At 36.3% G+C, this 15,405-nt stretch carries 19 protein-coding genes; 15 read left to right on the forward strand and 4 right to left on the reverse strand.

Annotated elements, in window-relative coordinates:
- The first annotated feature begins 38 nt into the window (after positions 1 to 38).
- The gene (locus BAU17_RS09190; protein ID WP_161902523.1) at positions 39 to 236 is read left to right on the forward strand and encodes a helix-turn-helix transcriptional regulator; all 198 of its coding nucleotides are present in this window, start codon (positions 39 to 41) and stop codon (positions 234 to 236) included.
- A gap of 2 nt (positions 237 to 238) precedes the next feature.
- The gene (locus BAU17_RS09195; RefSeq protein WP_161902524.1) at positions 239 to 679 is read left to right on the forward strand and encodes a hypothetical protein; all 441 of its coding nucleotides are present in this window, start codon (positions 239 to 241) and stop codon (positions 677 to 679) included.
- A 40-nt stretch (positions 680 to 719) separates the two neighbouring features.
- Here BAU17_RS09195 and BAU17_RS09200 read toward each other — a convergent pair whose 3' ends face one another.
- Positions 720 to 1,313, reverse strand: coding sequence for a TetR/AcrR family transcriptional regulator (locus BAU17_RS09200; RefSeq protein WP_161902525.1), 594 nt, complete (start codon positions 1,311 to 1,313; stop codon positions 720 to 722).
- Positions 1,314 to 1,435: 122 nt separating this feature from the next.
- Between BAU17_RS09200 and BAU17_RS09205 the strand changes: the two genes are divergently transcribed.
- From BAU17_RS09205 to BAU17_RS09260, 12 genes are all read left to right on the forward strand, one after another.
- Entirely contained in the window at positions 1,436 to 2,467 is a 1,032-nt protein-coding gene (locus BAU17_RS09205) for a linear amide C-N hydrolase (protein WP_161902526.1), read from the forward strand.
- Positions 2,468 to 2,543: 76 nt separating this feature from the next.
- Positions 2,544 to 2,984 carry a DUF4234 domain-containing protein gene (locus BAU17_RS09210; protein ID WP_161902527.1) on the forward strand — a complete coding sequence of 147 codons (441 nt, stop codon included), beginning with the start codon at positions 2,544 to 2,546 and terminating at the stop codon, positions 2,982 to 2,984.
- Entirely contained in the window at positions 2,984 to 3,310 is a 327-nt protein-coding gene (locus BAU17_RS09215) for a DUF2752 domain-containing protein (RefSeq protein ID WP_237579104.1), read from the forward strand. Before BAU17_RS09210 ends, BAU17_RS09215 begins: the two co-directional genes overlap by 1 nt.
- Positions 3,311 to 3,471: 161 nt before the next feature.
- Complete coding sequence (rimP, locus tag BAU17_RS09220; RefSeq protein WP_161902529.1) at positions 3,472 to 3,945, forward strand: ribosome maturation factor RimP; 474 nt, start codon at positions 3,472 to 3,474, stop codon at positions 3,943 to 3,945.
- A 21-nt stretch (positions 3,946 to 3,966) separates the two neighbouring features.
- Positions 3,967 to 5,091, forward strand: coding sequence for a transcription termination factor NusA (gene nusA / locus BAU17_RS09225; protein WP_161902530.1), 1,125 nt, complete (start codon positions 3,967 to 3,969; stop codon positions 5,089 to 5,091).
- A 16-nt stretch (positions 5,092 to 5,107) separates the two neighbouring features.
- Positions 5,108 to 5,404 carry an RNase P modulator RnpM gene (rnpM, locus tag BAU17_RS09230; protein WP_161902531.1) on the forward strand — a complete coding sequence of 99 codons (297 nt, stop codon included), beginning with the start codon at positions 5,108 to 5,110 and terminating at the stop codon, positions 5,402 to 5,404.
- Positions 5,397 to 5,699, forward strand: coding sequence for a YlxQ-related RNA-binding protein (locus BAU17_RS09235; protein ID WP_161902532.1), 303 nt, complete (start codon positions 5,397 to 5,399; stop codon positions 5,697 to 5,699). Before rnpM ends, BAU17_RS09235 begins: the two co-directional genes overlap by 8 nt.
- A 12-nt stretch (positions 5,700 to 5,711) precedes the next feature.
- On the forward strand, positions 5,712 to 8,141 hold the full coding sequence (gene infB, locus BAU17_RS09240) for a translation initiation factor IF-2 (protein WP_161902533.1): 2,430 nt from the start codon (positions 5,712 to 5,714) through the stop codon (positions 8,139 to 8,141).
- 24 nt (positions 8,142 to 8,165) lie between these two features.
- Positions 8,166 to 8,513 (forward strand): 30S ribosome-binding factor RbfA, encoded by a 348-nt coding sequence (rbfA, locus tag BAU17_RS09245; protein ID WP_161902534.1) that lies wholly within the window; start codon positions 8,166 to 8,168, stop codon positions 8,511 to 8,513.
- A 120-nt stretch (positions 8,514 to 8,633) separates the two neighbouring features.
- Positions 8,634 to 9,551 carry a tRNA pseudouridine(55) synthase TruB gene (gene truB / locus BAU17_RS09250; protein ID WP_161902535.1) on the forward strand — a complete coding sequence of 306 codons (918 nt, stop codon included), beginning with the start codon at positions 8,634 to 8,636 and terminating at the stop codon, positions 9,549 to 9,551.
- A gap of 12 nt (positions 9,552 to 9,563) precedes the next feature.
- Positions 9,564 to 10,502 (forward strand): riboflavin biosynthesis protein RibF, encoded by a 939-nt coding sequence (ribF, locus tag BAU17_RS09255; RefSeq protein ID WP_161902536.1) that lies wholly within the window; start codon positions 9,564 to 9,566, stop codon positions 10,500 to 10,502.
- A gap of 87 nt (positions 10,503 to 10,589) precedes the next feature.
- Positions 10,590 to 10,976 (forward strand): RidA family protein, encoded by a 387-nt coding sequence (locus tag BAU17_RS09260; RefSeq protein ID WP_161902537.1) that lies wholly within the window; start codon positions 10,590 to 10,592, stop codon positions 10,974 to 10,976.
- A gap of 12 nt (positions 10,977 to 10,988) precedes the next feature.
- Here BAU17_RS09260 and BAU17_RS09265 read toward each other — a convergent pair whose 3' ends face one another.
- From BAU17_RS09265 to hemW, 3 genes are all read right to left on the reverse strand, one after another.
- Positions 10,989 to 12,056, reverse strand: a complete 1,068-nt coding sequence (locus tag BAU17_RS09265) for a CAP domain-containing protein (protein ID WP_161902599.1) — start codon at positions 12,054 to 12,056, stop codon at positions 10,989 to 10,991.
- 110 nt (positions 12,057 to 12,166) lie between these two features.
- Complete coding sequence (locus tag BAU17_RS09270) at positions 12,167 to 12,943, reverse strand: HAD family hydrolase (protein WP_161902538.1); 777 nt, start codon at positions 12,941 to 12,943, stop codon at positions 12,167 to 12,169.
- Positions 12,944 to 12,963: 20 nt separating this feature from the next.
- Positions 12,964 to 14,124 (reverse strand): radical SAM family heme chaperone HemW, encoded by a 1,161-nt coding sequence (gene hemW, locus BAU17_RS09275; protein WP_161902539.1) that lies wholly within the window; start codon positions 14,122 to 14,124, stop codon positions 12,964 to 12,966.
- Positions 14,125 to 14,354: 230 nt separating this feature from the next.
- Between hemW and hrcA the strand changes: the two genes are divergently transcribed.
- On the forward strand, positions 14,355 to 15,389 hold the full coding sequence (gene hrcA / locus BAU17_RS09280; RefSeq protein WP_161902540.1) for a heat-inducible transcriptional repressor HrcA: 1,035 nt from the start codon (positions 14,355 to 14,357) through the stop codon (positions 15,387 to 15,389).
- Positions 15,390 to 15,405: the final 16 nt, after the last annotated feature.

The following is a 15,405-nucleotide window of genomic DNA, read 5'->3' on the forward strand; positions in this document are numbered from 1 at the left end:
TAGTTTGTTATAGTTTACAATTTAAGTGAGGTGGTTCGATGAAAAACTTAAAATTGCGTGCAGCACGAGCGGAAAAAGGTCTAACGCAATCAGAATTAGCTGAAAGGATTGGTGTCACCCGCCAGACAATTGGTGCGATTGAAAAAGGGGCATACAATCCAACTATTAAATTATGTATACGTATTTGCAAAGTATTAGGAAAAACATTGGATGACTTATTTTGGGAGGAAAGGTAGATATGAAACAGAATTTTGATGAAAGACAGCTATTGGTGAGACAAAAGGGCTACAAGTATGCTTTTATTATGGAAATGGTATTGATAGTTATTTTCTATACAGATACTTTATTTGCAACAAAAGAATATTTTACAATGTCGGCAATATTAGCGTTACTTCTTTTTTTACCCGTTATATTTGTCACAGGTTACATGGTTTTAAATGATGCATATTATCGAGTGGATGAGTTTAATAAATTAGGATTTAGTAGTTTATTCTTTTTAGGTCTAGGGTTGTTTCACTTATACATATTTTTGTCATCACAGAGTTATCAAAGAGTAATTGTTGATGGGCAAGTAACAAATAATATTGTCTCGGTGTTGTCAGCAATCATGTTCTTAAATATTGGTTTGTGCAGTAGTTACAAGTACTTACAAAATCGTAGAACTCGCAAACGAAAATAATAAAGGTGAAAGAAACGATAAGCGATTAAAAAGAGGAACATCAGAAGGGATGCTCCTCTTTTTTTCGCAGTTTTTTATTGATAACATTCGTTAAGCTAGTATCAATAATGGATAATAAATGTGGCATTTTTTCTTTTGGATAAGCAAAATTAGCTTCTGACCATTTACGAATCATTCCAAAACAACCTTGGAGATGATATTGTGCCAAATAATCTAAATCAGCAGAGACTTCAGTGGTATTTAAAAGAATACACCAACTCTTTAAACAAGCATTTTTAAACAGATTTGTTAAACGATCAAAGAAACTGTGCGTAATATGATTACTAAATAACATTTTACAAAATTGTTGGTTTTTCTCAACATAATCAAACAGAATTTGGTAATACATACTAAACTCGAGCGAGAAGTTTGTTTCAATTAATTCCGATAATTCATGGATAACCATATTTTCTACCTCGTCATATAACTCATAAATATCAACATAATGTGCATAAAACGTTGAGCGATGAACATCGGCAGTTGTGGTTAATTCTTTAATTGTAATCGTATGTAAATCTTTCTCACTGACGAGTTCTGCGAGACTGTTTTGTAGTGCTTTTTTTGTTTTCGTTATGCGTCTATCTTTTGTAGTCATCTTTCTCTCCTTAAATCGACAGTACATAGCAAAACTGTCGGTTGATTGAACATTGTAGTGATACCAAGGCCATATTACAATAAGAACATCAGGAAATCAATTGAAGGAAGTGGAAGAATTATATGAAAAAATGGGTGATTCGGATAATCAGTGTACTTGCTATTTTAATCATAGCGGTTGTCGGTGTGTTGTTTACACGTTTAAAAACAATTAGTTCAATTAAGCAAGTTGATGGTGATTTATACAGTGTCAATTATCAAAATGATTACAAATTGGATGACGTGTTAGCGCGTGGTGTAAGTAGCGTGAGTGAATTGGAAAAAGTGGTTTCTGATAAATTATTTTTTGGCTATCCGATTGAAACCAATGAAAATCTATTTGGTTGTAGTGCTTTTTCAGTCAAGACCCCAGAAGGCAAATGGCTAGTGGGTCGTAATTTCGATTACGCAAAAGCAGGTGCTTTATTGGTATATACTGAACCTAAAGATGCTTATAAATCCTATTCAATGGTGAATTTAGCTCATTTAGGTGTATCCGAAGAACAAGATACAATGCCTGAAACATTGATGGGAAAACTATCAATTTTGGCTGCCCCGTATGGTAGTGTTGACGGCATGAATGAAAAGGGATTGAGTGTTTCTGTATTAGAGCTACAGACAGAACCAACTGTACAAAAGACCGGGAAAACAGCTATTACGACAACTATTGCCGTTCGAATGCTACTGGATAAAGCAGCTACAACAGAGGAAGCTATTGAATTGTTAAGAAAATATGATATGCATTCATCAGCAGGTATGCCATATCACTTCTTAATTGCTGACAAAAGTGGTGATACGGTAGTCGTAGACTGGGCAGAACAAAAAATGAATGTGATTCATACATCGATGGCAACTAATTTTCAGTTATCACCAGGAAAAGATTTTGAGATAGGCATTGGTCATGATCGTTATGAGATATTGCAACAAAACTTAACAAATGAAGCAATGCTAACGGCAGAAGAGGCGATGAACTTACTTGAAGAAGTAAAGATTGAATGGAATGGTGAATGGCGAACAGAATGGTCTGTGGTATACCAACTGGATGATTTCAGTGTAGATATTGTCAATGATATGCATTATAATCGCATGCATCATTTTGAAAAAAATAATTTTTGATAAAACTGGCTTCATCACTTTATCAATAGGTACGTTTCATTGTATACTTGTAGGAAAGAATCAAGGAGAGTGACCTATGAATCAGAAACGTATGATTGGCCCCAATCGATCAGTGTTATTAATTATTGTTTTATCCATTATTACTTGTGGAATTTACCCATTCATTTGGATGTACCAAGTAACAAGTGAATTAAATGAATATACAGAAGATTATCACTTAAATCCTTCCTTAGTCATTGTACTTACGCTTTTGACTTGTGGATTGTATCAATTTTATTGGTGGTATCGAATCAATGAATTAATGATGCGGGCGCAGTACCAAACAGGCTATTCAATGCCAACCGATAATAAATTGCTATTTATTTTACTAACATTTTTTGGCCTAGCGCTCATTAATATGGCTATTTTACAGTCGGATTTAAATCGCTTGTGGGATCAAGCGATGCGTGCTGATGCCGAAGTCAATAATCAACCGCCAATCGATTCAACTTCAAATGATGAATGGACGGATTATTAATGTGTCTATTTCGTTGGATAACAGGTATTCCTTGTCCGGGTTGTGGTATGACGCGTTCTTTTCTACATTTGTTATCCGGTCAGATTGATGAAGCTTTTTATTATCATCCGTTGTTTTGGTTAGTCCCTATTTTATTTGGAATTGTCCTTTTGAGAAAACAGCCAATTATTCAAAAAGTATATGCGTCAAAAGCTTTTTGGACAGCGATGCTCGTCGTGATACTGGGTGTTTATAGTTATCGAATGGTGCAGTTTTTTCCACATCAAGTACCTTTGGACTTTGAAGAAAAAGCATTGATTCCACGAATCCTTTCTAATTTTTTGTAAATGAAAAAGGTCTGAAAACGTCTGAAACTTGAAATAGTTTCGGAATCATGTTATATTTGTAAACGTAATGATACTAGAGGTGAGTGAGGGCAGATTTTTCCCTCACTCTTTTTATGGAATGAACTTGATTTCATTAGTAGACATGAAGGAGGCGATAAAATTTGAGTACTGTTGTGGAGACCGTAACAGACTTAGTAACTCCAATTTTGGAGGAACAAAATTTTGAATTAGTGGAAGTAGAATTTGTGAAAGAGGGTAAAAGTTGGTTTCTTCGTGTCTTCATTGACAAAGACGGTGGCATTGATATTGAAGAATGTGCTTTTGTCAGTGAACATTTAAGTGAAAAATTAGATACTATTGACCCAGATCCAATTCCTCAAGCTTATTTTTTGGAAGTTTCTTCTCCTGGTGCAGAACGCCCATTAAAAAAAGAGACCGATTATGAAAAAGCTTTAGGTGAGTATATTCATATTTCTTTATACCAACCATTAGATGGTGAAAAAGTATATGAAGGCTTTTTACAATCATTTAATGAAGAAACTCTTGTTTTAAAGATTAAAATCAAAACAAGAGAAAAAGAAATTACAGTTGAACGCAAAAATATTGCAAAAGCTCGTCTAGCTATTCAATTTTAAACACGGAGGAATCGAAAGACAATGAGTAAAGAAATGTTGAACGCATTAGATGCTTTGGAAGCTGAAAAAGGAGTTTCTAAAGAAATCGTTATTGAAGCATTAGAAGCAGCATTGATTTCTGCTTATAAGCGCCATTATGGTCAATCACAAAATGTAGAAGTGGAATTTGATCAAAAGAAAGGCAACATCCACGTGTATGCTGTCAAGGAAGTTTCTGAAGAAGTAATGGACTCACAATTGGAAGTTTCTTTACAAGAAGCGATGACTGTTAATCCTGCTTATGAAATTGGCGATAAAATTCGTTTTGAAGTGACACCAAAAGACTTTGGTCGAATTGCTGCCCAAACAGCAAAACAAGTCATTTTACAACGTGTGCGTGAAGCTGAACGTAATATCATTTATAATGAATTCAGCGCGTATGAAAAAGATATCATGCAAGGGATTGTTGAGCGTCAAGACAATCGTTATATCTATGTAAATCTTGGCAAAATCGAAGCAGTTTTATCAAAACAAGATCAAATGATGAATGAATTTTATCAACCACATGATCGTATTAAAGTTTACGTTTCACGTGTTGAAAATACATCAAAAGGACCTCAAGTCTTTGTAAGTCGTAGTCATCCAGACTTATTACGCCGTTTGTTTGAACAAGAAGTGCCAGAAGTGTATGATGGAATTGTAGAAATTGTCAGCATTGCACGTGAAGCAGGCGATCGTTCAAAAATTGCTGTTCGTTCACATGATGAAAACATCGATCCTGTTGGGACATGTGTTGGACCAAAAGGACAACGTGTCCAAGCTTTAGTGAATGAATTAAAAGGCGAAAACATGGATATTGTAGAATGGAATGAAGATCCCGCAGTATTTATCGCAAATGCGTTAAACCCAGCGGAAGTTAGCGATGTAATTTTTGATGTAACGAATCCAAAAGCATGTACAGTTGTCGTTCCAGATTATCAACTATCATTAGCAATTGGTAAACGTGGACAAAATGCACGTTTAGCTGCGAAATTAACTGGATTCAAAATTGATATTAAGTCTGAATCAGATATGGCAGATTTTTATGAAAAGTTAGATAATGAGCCTGAAGTTGTGACAGATGAAGAAGTTTTTTTGAATGATGAAACAGAATCAGTAGAAGAATAATGTTGGAGGGATTCCGATGAAAAAAAGAAAAATTCCTTTAAGAAAATCCGTTGTTTCTGGTGAAATGATTCCAAAAAAGGAACTGTTACGCATTACACGTTCAAAAGAAGGCGAAGTTGCGATTGATCCGACAGGTAAAATGCCTGGTCGTGGAGCATACATTGCAATGGAACCAAGTGAAGCACAATTAGCATGGGATAAACGCATTTTAGACCGTGTATTAGAAGTGAAATTGACGGATGAGTTTTATCAAGAATTAGTTGATTATGTTACCCATCAAAAAGCTAGACGAGAGTTGTTTGGCAATGAATAGACAAAAAGCATTAAACATGTTAGGACTAGCAATGCGTGCTGGTAAACTGGTAACCGGTGAAGAAATGACCGTAAAAGAAGTAAAAATGCAAAAAACAAAACTTGTTTTAGTGGCTCATGATGCCGGAAAGAACACACAGAAAAAAGTAAAAGACAAGAGTTCTTTTTATCAAGTTCCTTGTATCGACGTTTTCCACTCCGATGAATTAAGCCAAGCCATTGGCAAGCAACGAATGGTTATAGGCGTCATGGATAATGGATTTGCTAAACGAATCAAGGAATTAATATTAGGTTAGGAAGGTGATTGCATGGGGAAAAAAAGAGTATACGAACTTGCAAAAGAAATTAACAAATCAAGTAAAGAGATTGTCGAAAAAGCACAATCGCTAGGCTATGATGTAAAAAATCACATGGGAGTAATCTCAGATAGTGAGGAGAAAAAATTACGTCAAGAACTAGGTGGAGCTGCGTCACAATCGAAAAAACCAGCATCCCAAAAACCAGTAAACCAAGGAAACGCTCAAGGCGACAAAAAATTCCAAACACAAAGAAATAATCCTAACTTCCAAAACCGCCAACAACAAAGTGGCAATCAAAATAAACAACATCGTTCTGCGCAAAATCAAGGACAAAATCGTTCAAACCAAGCGCAAGGTCAAGGACAACAAAATAATCAAAACCGTCCACAACGATCAAATAATCAAGGGCAGACGAATAATCAAAACCGCTCAAATAATCAAGCGGGACAAACAACGAATCAAAATCGTCCTGCACAAAATCAAGGACAAAATCGTTCAAACCAAACACAAGGTCAAAACAACCAAAATCGTAACCGCAATAACAATTTTAACAATCGTGGTAACAATTTTGGAGGTAATCAAAACCGTAACAAATTCAACAAAAAAGGCAGAAAAGGGAAACAACATCCAGCATCTAACAAACCTGCTGTACCAGCTCGTAAATTCCGTGAGTTACCAGAAATTTTGGAATATACAGATGGCATGAATGTAGCGGATATTGCGAAAAAAATCTACCGTGAACCAGCTGAAATCATCAAAAAATTATTCATGATGGGGATTATGGTTAACCAAAATCAACCATTGGATAAAGATACGATTGAATTATTAGCAACCGATTATGGTATTGAACCACAAGAAAAAGTACAAGTAGATATTGCTGATATCGATAAGTTCTTTGAACCAGAAGAAGTAAAAGCTGAAAATCTAGTTTCTCGTCCACCAGTTGTCACAATTATGGGACACGTTGACCATGGTAAAACAACATTGTTAGATACTTTGCGTCATTCACGTGTAAGTGTAACTAGTGGTGAAGCTGGCGGAATTACGCAACATATTGGTGCCTATCAAATTGATATTGATGGCAAACCAATTACCTTCTTAGATACACCAGGGCATGCGGCGTTTACAAGTATGCGTGCGCGTGGAGCAAGTATCACAGATATTACGATTTTAGTTGTGGCAGCTGACGATGGTGTCATGCCACAAACAGTCGAAGCGATTAACCATGCGAAAGCAGCAAAAGTGCCAATTATTGTGGCAGTGAATAAAGTTGATAAACCAGCGGCAAACCCACAACATGTGATGCAAGAATTAAGTGAGTATGAATTGATTCCTGAAGCATGGGGCGGAGATACTATTTTCGTTGAAATCTCAGCGAAATTCGGTCAAAACATTGATGAATTATTAGAGATGATTCTTTTAGTTGCTGAAGTCGAAGATTTGAAAGCTGATCCAACACAAAATGCAATTGGAACAGTAATTGAAGCTCGTTTAGATAAAGGTAAAGGTCCGGTTGCAACGTTATTAGTTCAACAAGGAACGTTAAACGTGGGTGATCCAATTGTTGTTGGTAATACTTACGGTCGTGTTCGTGTAATGACTAATGACTTAGGTCGACGTGATAAATCTGCAGCACCTGCAACGCCAGTCGAAATTACTGGTTTAAATGATGTTCCTCAAGCAGGCGATCGTTTTGTTGTTTTTGAAGATGAAAAGACAGCACGTGCAGCAGGGGAAGAACGCGCGAAACGTGCATTGATTGAACAACGTTCATCAAGTTCTCGTGTGACACTGGATAACTTGTTTGAAAGTCTAAAAGAAGGCGAATTAAAAGAAGTTAACGTAATTATTAAAGCTGATGTACAAGGTTCTGCTGAAGCTTTAGCAGCTTCTCTGAAGAAAATTGATGTCGAAGGTGTTCGTGTAAATATCGTCCATTCAGCTGTTGGTGCAGTAAATGAAAGTGATATTACTTTAGCGGCAGCAAGTAATGCGATTATTATCGGGTTTAACGTTCGTCCAACACCACAAGCCAAACAACAAGCAGATACTGAAGAAGTTGATATTCGTTTACACCGTATTATTTACAAAGCAATCGAAGAAATCGAAACGGCAATGAAAGGACTACTTGATCCTGAATTTGAAGAAAAAATTACTGGTCAAATGGTTGTCCGTGAAACATACAAAGTTTCTAAAGTCGGTATCATTGCTGGTTGTTACGTAACAGAAGGCTTCATTCGTCGTGATAGTGGTGTACGTGTCATTCGTGATGGAATCGTTATTTACGAAGGTAATTTAGCTAGCTTGAAACGTTTTAAAGATGATGCTAAAGAAGTGAAATTGGGCTTTGAATGTGGTGCAATGATTGAAAAATTCAACGACATCAAAGTTGATGATGTAATCGAAGGTTACATCATGGAAGAAATTAAAGTAAAATAATCAACTCACAAAGGAGGTCTTTTAATGGCCAATTATCGTGATCGTCGAGTTGCACAAGAGATTTTGAAGGAAGTTAATCAAATCTTGCGAAAAAAAGTACGTGATCCTCGTGTGCAGGAAGTAACTATTACGGATGTACATGTAACAGGTGATTTGCAACAAGCAACCATCTATTATAGCTTATTGTCAGATTTAGCTTCTGACAGACAAAAAGCACAACAGGGATTAGAAAAAGCAACAGGCTTGATTCGTCGTGAATTAGGTCGTGAATTAACACTGTATAAAACACCCGAGCTAATTTTTGAATTAGATCAGTCTGTTTCATATGGAAATAAAATTGACGAAATGATTCGCAATTTGAATAAAGAATAATGATTGATGGGGTCAGACAAGTGTCTGACCCCTATTTTTTGGAATGAAAGTTTGATTATACCCAAATAAGATGGATATGTTATAATGGTGACTGTTGAAAAAAATAAATGAGGTGAACGCATGAACGGCATTTTACCCCTATGGAAAGAACGCGGGATGACCAGTCATGACTGTGTATTTAAATTAAGAAAAATTCTACATACGAAAAAAGTAGGACATGGTGGTACGCTAGATCCAGATGTAGATGGTGTTTTACCAATTTGTATTGGTAAAGGAACAAAAGTCATTGAATTTTTGACCGATTCAGGTAAAGTCTATGAAGGGGAGATTACTCTCGGTTATAGTACAACAACAGAAGATGCTTCGGGCGAAATTGTTGAACAACAAGTGTTAGCAAGTCCATTTTCTAAAGAAGAAATTGATCGAGCAATGCATGAATTAATAGGAGAAATTATTCAAATTCCACCCATGTATTCTGCTGTTAAAGTAAATGGAAAACGATTATATGAATATGCGCGAAATGGTGAGACTGTTGAGCGGCCAGAACGAAAAGCGCAAATTGACAGCTTTGAACGCACAAGTGAGCCAGTTTGGCATCCCGATGGCACGCAATCTTGGCGGTTCCGAGTTGTTTGTGGCAAGGGGACATATGTCCGTACGTTAGCAGTTGATACTGGTAAAAAATTGGGTGTCCCTGCCCATATGTCCGATTTAACGCGAACAGCAAGTGCTGGTTTTGCAAAAGAGCAAGCCGTGACATTAGCGCAAGTTCAAGAAGCAATGGATAGTGAAAAACTAGGAGATATTCTTTTGCCAATCGAGTTTGGCGTAAAAGATTTTTTCCGAGTAGATATTTCAGAAGATTTATGGAAGAAAGTCAAAAACGGCATGCGTTTACGTTTTGAAGATTTCGAACTTACTGCAATGCCTACCGAACCATTTGCAGTCTTTTATCAAGAAAAAGTGGTTTGCCTGTATCAACCACATGAAAAACAACCAGGTATTGTGAAACCACTAAAAGTCTTACAAACAGAATAAGGAGTAAAGAACATGAAGATTATAGAATGTCGTCATCCCTATGAGGAAGCAATTATTCCGCCAGAAGATGTTGTACTAGTTTTAGGTTTTTTTGATGGTGTGCATCGAGGACACCAAACAGTCATTCAAACAGGTAAGAAAATTGCTGAAGAAAAAAATTTGAAGTTAGCAGTGATGACCTTTAATCAACATCCATCAATTGTTTTTCAAAAGTTACAACCAGATACAATGAAATATTTGACTAGTTTAGAACAAAAAACACGATTAATGGAAGAACAAGGTGTCGATATTTTGTATATTGTCGAATTTACTTCTGCATTTGCTAGCCTAAAACCACAAGCATTTGTCGATCAATATATTGTCGATTTACATGCGAAAGTAGCTGTTGCGGGATTTGATTATACGTATGGCCCGAAAGAAATTGCGAATATGGCTTGTTTACCAGAATATGCAAAAGACCGATTCGAAATAGTAACTGTACCAAAAGCGACACTTGAAGGTGAAAAGATTAGTTCTACACGAATTCGTGAACATTTAGATGCTGGTCAAATGGAAGAAGTTGCCGATCTTTTAGGTTATACCTATGAAATTGAGGGAACTGTTGTCCATGGAGATGCACGTGGTCGTACTTTAGGGTTTCCAACAGCTAACATTAAAACTAAAAGTACTACTCGATTGCCTCAAGAAGGTGTTTACGTAACGGAATTACAAGTCGGTGACAAGTGGTATCCATCCATGGGATCGATTGGGCATAATGATACCTTTGAAAAAGGCCGCCAGTTAACAGTTGAAGTCTATATTTTAGACTTTAAACAAGACATCTATGGGGAACATGTACGTGTACGTTGGAATCATTTTTTACGAGGACAAGTTGCATTTAACGGCGCCGAAGCGTTAATTGAACAGTTGAAACAAGACGAAGAAGATACAAGAGCGTATTTTAATATGTAAAAGGAACCATCTAACTTTATCGGGTTAGATGGTTTTTTGCTGAAAACGAATGCATTTGATACAATGGAAACAAAGGGGGAGATTTAAATGGAAAGAAAAGTATATACAGGGAAAAATGTAATGGCTTCTGGACCGTATTCACATGCTGTTGACAGTGGTGAATATATCTTCTTTTCAGGCCAAACTGCCAAAAATGCCTTAAATCAAGAAGTTGGCGAAAGTATTATTGAACAAACACGAATGTGCTTTAAGAACTTAGCTGCTGTGATGCGAGAAGCACAAGTCGCATTTGATAATGTGGTGAAAGTGAATGTTTATCTGACGGGCATGAAACATTTTGAAGAAATGAATGCGGTTTATCAAGAAGTATTTCAAGATCCGTATCCTGCGCGCACATGTGTAGCTGTTTTGGAATTACCATTAGGCGCAGATGTTGAAATTGAATGTATCGTAAAAAAACCAGCTCAAGGGTAATGAGCTGGTTTTTTATTCATGATAAAACAATTCTGTAAAATAAGGTTGGTCTTCGTTATTAAAGCTAACGCCAATTCCTAGATTGGCAAAGTCGGGTTGTAAAATATTTTTACGATGTCCTTCAGAATTTAATAAGCCTTGATGAGCAAAAATACTGCTTGGTTGTCCATACGCCAAGTTTTCTCCGGCGAGTGTATACGTAATATTATCTGCTGACATTCGATCAAAAGGAGACTGCCCTTCTAAATTGGTATGATCAAAATAATTATTGACGGACATATCTTCACTATGTTTGCGACCAGTAACTTGGGCTTGCTCTGACCAGGATAGAATAGATAGGCCTCGTTTTGCGCGAGTAGCATTTGTTAAATCAAATAGTAATCTCTCAAATCCTTCTTGCAATGCAGATGAAGAGGAAGCGTATAAGTTATCTTTAGCTAATTCAGTCTCTTCAGCAATGATTTGAACGGCGGTGATTTTTTCACCCTCATGTAAATCATAAAAGAACGTAATGTAGCTATTATCTATATGATACACATCGTATTCACCATCACTAGTAATCAGATAGTTCGTCAATCCTTTTCGAATGGCCTCTAATGGTTCACCTAATATTTCTCGAACAGTTGCTTTTGTTTCGTTGAAGGTAATTCCATTAGTTGAGGACAATAAGTCTTGATTTGTATACAAGCCTTGTACTTGATTATCTGCGTCGTAACCAACCAAGAAAAAGTTTTGATAGTTTTGATGATAGACAGACCATGAAAATCCGTATTCATTTTGATATTCCGCTTGTGATGCACCATATTGTTTTTCTATCGCTTGTTTGGTATGACCCAATTCAATATTTGCGATCGAAAAAGTTTGTGATTCAGGAGTAGTAATCGTCACTTTTTCTGTATTGTTAGACGTTAGGGGATGATTTTCATTCGGTTGATTGCTAGTAAATAAATCAACGACCGTATCTTTGGCGAAATGAAGTCCATTTAAAGCCGGTGTTTTCCAATAAGGAAAGGTGTAAATAAGTACTGCGACTAACACGAGACGAAACAACCATTTTTTGGCGGTTTTAATAAAAAGCACTCCTTTCAAAAGGGATACTTCTACTATAACGTATCTAGATGTTAGCTGAGTAGTCAGATTGCTATAAATTAAGAAAAAAGAAAAGACTGCTTTTACAGCAGTCTCCAAAGTTAAGAAAGTTTGTTAATAATTGGTAAGATATCTTTTAAAGTAGTCACTTGATACGTAGGATGAATGTCAGCTACTTCTTGTCCATGATGATTAATCCAAATATTTTGCATGCCAACACGATTGGCACCTAAAATATCAGTTGTTAAGTTGTCACCAATCATGATTCCTTGTTCAACAGGAATGTCGGCCTGAGCTAATGCAAAATCAAAAATTTTCGGATCGGGTTTTCCAACGCCGACCTCACCAGAAATAATGATAGTATCAAAATAAGCAGCAATTTCAGGCGTGATAGCTAATTTTGTCCGTTGAAGAGAAGGAGCCCCGTTTGTGACAAGGACTAACTGATAAGTATCTTTCAATGAATCCAAGACGTGATAGGTATCTTCATAAACAAATGGATATTTTTTTCGTTCTTGGATAAATTGTTCTGCTAACTTGACACCTAAGTCTTTGTCTTGAATACCGCAACGTTGTAAACCTTTCGTCCATGCCGTTACTTGATAAGTTGAAATCAAATGCTTCATTGTTTGGAACTCTTCGCCATGATCATCAAACGTTCCCCAAAGACCTTCGAAGGGGTTAATGCCAATCATTTGTGTAAAAGGGTATGTTTCATAACTTTGATAAAGTTTGGTCGCTTCTTGACGCACCGCATCTTCTAAAATTTCCTTATTAATAGAAGGAACATATTCGCATGTTTTTTCAAAAGCAGTTTTAATACTTTTTTTATCCCATAATAGGGTGTCATCTAAATCGAAGAAAATAGTGGTAATCATACAGTTACTCCTTTGATAAATTATTTTGGTAATAAAAATTTTTCAAATACTTCATTGCCGATAAATAAACCAGTTTGAGTTAATTTTAATCGTTCATGATCGATGACAGCCCAGTTTTTATCTATTAGTGCAGGAAGGATATTGCCGTAAACGGTCATGAAGTCAACACCGAATTTTTCATGAAAATGAGGTAATGAGACACCTTCTAACTTTCGTAAACCAAGGAACATCTCTTCTTCAATTTGATTTTTGACTGTTAGGTCTTCAGTTTCAACGATTGGTAACTTGCCTTCGCGTAAAGGCTTCAAATAATGTTGAATAGGACCGAAATTTTTATAGCGTTGATTTCCTAAATAGCCACTAGCACCAGCACCGAAACCATAATAGTTGTCATTGTTCCAGTAAACGAGGTTATGTTGTGATTCTTTACCAGGTGCTGCAAAATTACTAATTTCATATTGATGATGTCCCGATTTAGCCATCGCTTCAATGGCTTCCTCAAACATTTGCGATTCGACTTCTTGGGTAGGTAGTTCTAAACGTCCTTGGCGTACCCAGTTCATAAACATAGTTTTGTTTTCTAAAATGAGAGAATACATAGAATAATGAGGAAGACCAAGATCAATTGCACGATGTAAGGTATCTCGGAAATCTTCAAGGGTTTGTCCTGGAAGAGCGTATATTAAATCTATACTGACGTTGTCAAATTGATTTTTTTCGAGTAACTGGATAGTTTCATAAACATCTTCGGCAGAATGCTTGCGTCCGATTTTTTTTAGCAAGCGATTATTAAATGTTTGGACACCCATCGATAGACGATTGACACCGTGGTGCTTCATTACCCGTAATTTTTCTTCAGTTAAATCACCGGGATTAGCTTCGACTGTAAATTCTTTTGTAGTCTCAGTTGGCATCAAACGATGAATGCCTTCTAGCAGAACATCGAGCTGTGAAGCAGATAGTGAAGTGGGTGTTCCTCCACCAATATAAATTGTATCGGAAATTTTTGTTGGATGAATTTGTAAGGTTAACTCAATTTCTTTTAGTAAAGCTTGAATGTATTCATCGACTGGTTGGCCTTCTAAAAAGACTTTATTAAAATCACAATAGTAGCAAATATGCTCACAAAAAGGGATGTGGATGTAAGCAGATGTACTCTTGCTTGGATTTGGTTTGTGCATGTGTGTTCCTCCATCGTTACATAAATGAGTCAGTACCCAAACTAGTGTAACATATTTTAAGAAAACATTGATGTGTTCGCGAAATTTTGCTGAAAAAAATAAAATTAGCACTCTATAATAAAGAGTGCTAATTTTTGAGTGTTTGTTCTTGACTTCTAATCTAGATGTGATATATTTATATATGTGGTTAGCACTTGGATGTTAAGAGTGCTAATTGAGAGGTGATAAATTTGTTAACAGAAAGACAAGAAACAATCTTGCGTCTGATCATCCAAAATTATACAAATTTAGGCCAGCCGGTTGGCTCGAAAAAATTGATGGAGGATGGCGTAGAAGCAAGTTCTGCAACAATTCGTAATGAGATGAAAAATCTTGAAGATGCGGGATTACTTTCCAAAACGCATTCATCTTCGGGTCGAGTACCATCCATCACTGGTTATCGTTACTATGTCGATCACCTTTTGAAACCTTCACAAGTGGATAAGAAAGAAATAGAGATTATTCGGCAATCCTTTGGCAGAGAATTTCATGAAATTAATGAAATCATTCAGCAATCGGCGAATATTTTATCTACCTTAACAAGTTATACAACTTTATCACTTGGTCCAGATGTTAAGGATCGAAAACTAACCGGTTTTCGCATGATTCCTTTGAACAATCGACAAGTCATTGCGATTATCGTGACGGACAAAGGAAATGTGGAAAGCCAAGTATTTACGATTCCAAAATATCTAAACAGTGAAGATTTAGAGAAAATGGTTCGAATTATTAATGATAAACTTATCGGGGAACCGTTATTGACGGTTTATCATCGATTACGAACTGAAATACCGATGAATCTCCATAAGTATTTCCAAACAACAGATGGTGTCTTAGACTTATTTGAAGAAATGCTCAATCATATTTTTGAAGATAAAATCTTTGTTGGTGGCCGAATGAATCTTTTGAATTTTGAACAAAACCAGAATGTTGAACAATTTCGTTCGATGTATTCGTTTATGAAGAACACGGATAATTTAAATCAACTATTGGCACCTCGTGATGGGGCGATTCAAATTCGGATTGGTTCAGAATTAGGCGACGAATTGCTAAATAATATGAGCATGATTCAAGCAAGTTATGATATTGAAGGACATGGCAAAGGGACAATCGCTTTACTAGGACCGACAAGTATGCCGTATTCAAAAATGTTTGGTTTGATGGATGTATTCAGGAAAGAATTAGCTTTAACATTAGCTGACTATTATCGAACATTAGATTCGTAGGGTTGGCAAGTTAATC

The organism is Candidatus Enterococcus willemsii (assembly GCF_009933335.1).
Classification (GTDB): Bacteria; Bacillota; Bacilli; order Lactobacillales; family Enterococcaceae; genus Enterococcus_F; species Enterococcus_F willemsii.

Coding starts and splice junctions, on each gene's coding strand:
- BAU17_RS09190 (WP_161902523.1), top strand. CDS start 39: ATGAAAAACTTAAAATTGCGTGCAGCACGAGCGGAAAAAGGTCTAACG.
- BAU17_RS09215 (WP_237579104.1), top strand. CDS start 2,984: ATGTGTCTATTTCGTTGGATAACAGGTATTCCTTGTCCGGGTTGTGGT.
- rbfA (WP_161902534.1), top strand. CDS start 8,166: ATGGCCAATTATCGTGATCGTCGAGTTGCACAAGAGATTTTGAAGGAA.
- BAU17_RS09260 (WP_161902537.1), top strand. CDS start 10,590: ATGGAAAGAAAAGTATATACAGGGAAAAATGTAATGGCTTCTGGACCG.
- truB (WP_161902535.1), top strand. CDS start 8,634: ATGAACGGCATTTTACCCCTATGGAAAGAACGCGGGATGACCAGTCAT.
- BAU17_RS09270 (WP_161902538.1), bottom strand. CDS start 12,943: ATGATTACCACTATTTTCTTCGATTTAGATGACACCCTATTATGGGAT.
- ribF (WP_161902536.1), top strand. CDS start 9,564: ATGAAGATTATAGAATGTCGTCATCCCTATGAGGAAGCAATTATTCCG.
- BAU17_RS09235 (WP_161902532.1), top strand. CDS start 5,397: ATGAATAGACAAAAAGCATTAAACATGTTAGGACTAGCAATGCGTGCT.
- BAU17_RS09205 (WP_161902526.1), top strand. CDS start 1,436: ATGAAAAAATGGGTGATTCGGATAATCAGTGTACTTGCTATTTTAATC.
- rnpM (WP_161902531.1), top strand. CDS start 5,108: ATGAAAAAAAGAAAAATTCCTTTAAGAAAATCCGTTGTTTCTGGTGAA.
- BAU17_RS09210 (WP_161902527.1), top strand. CDS start 2,544: ATGAATCAGAAACGTATGATTGGCCCCAATCGATCAGTGTTATTAATT.
- hemW (WP_161902539.1), bottom strand. CDS start 14,124: ATGCACAAACCAAATCCAAGCAAGAGTACATCTGCTTACATCCACATC.
- nusA (WP_161902530.1), top strand. CDS start 3,967: ATGAGTAAAGAAATGTTGAACGCATTAGATGCTTTGGAAGCTGAAAAA.
- infB (WP_161902533.1), top strand. CDS start 5,712: ATGGGGAAAAAAAGAGTATACGAACTTGCAAAAGAAATTAACAAATCA.
- BAU17_RS09200 (WP_161902525.1), bottom strand. CDS start 1,313: ATGACTACAAAAGATAGACGCATAACGAAAACAAAAAAAGCACTACAA.
- BAU17_RS09195 (WP_161902524.1), top strand. CDS start 239: ATGAAACAGAATTTTGATGAAAGACAGCTATTGGTGAGACAAAAGGGC.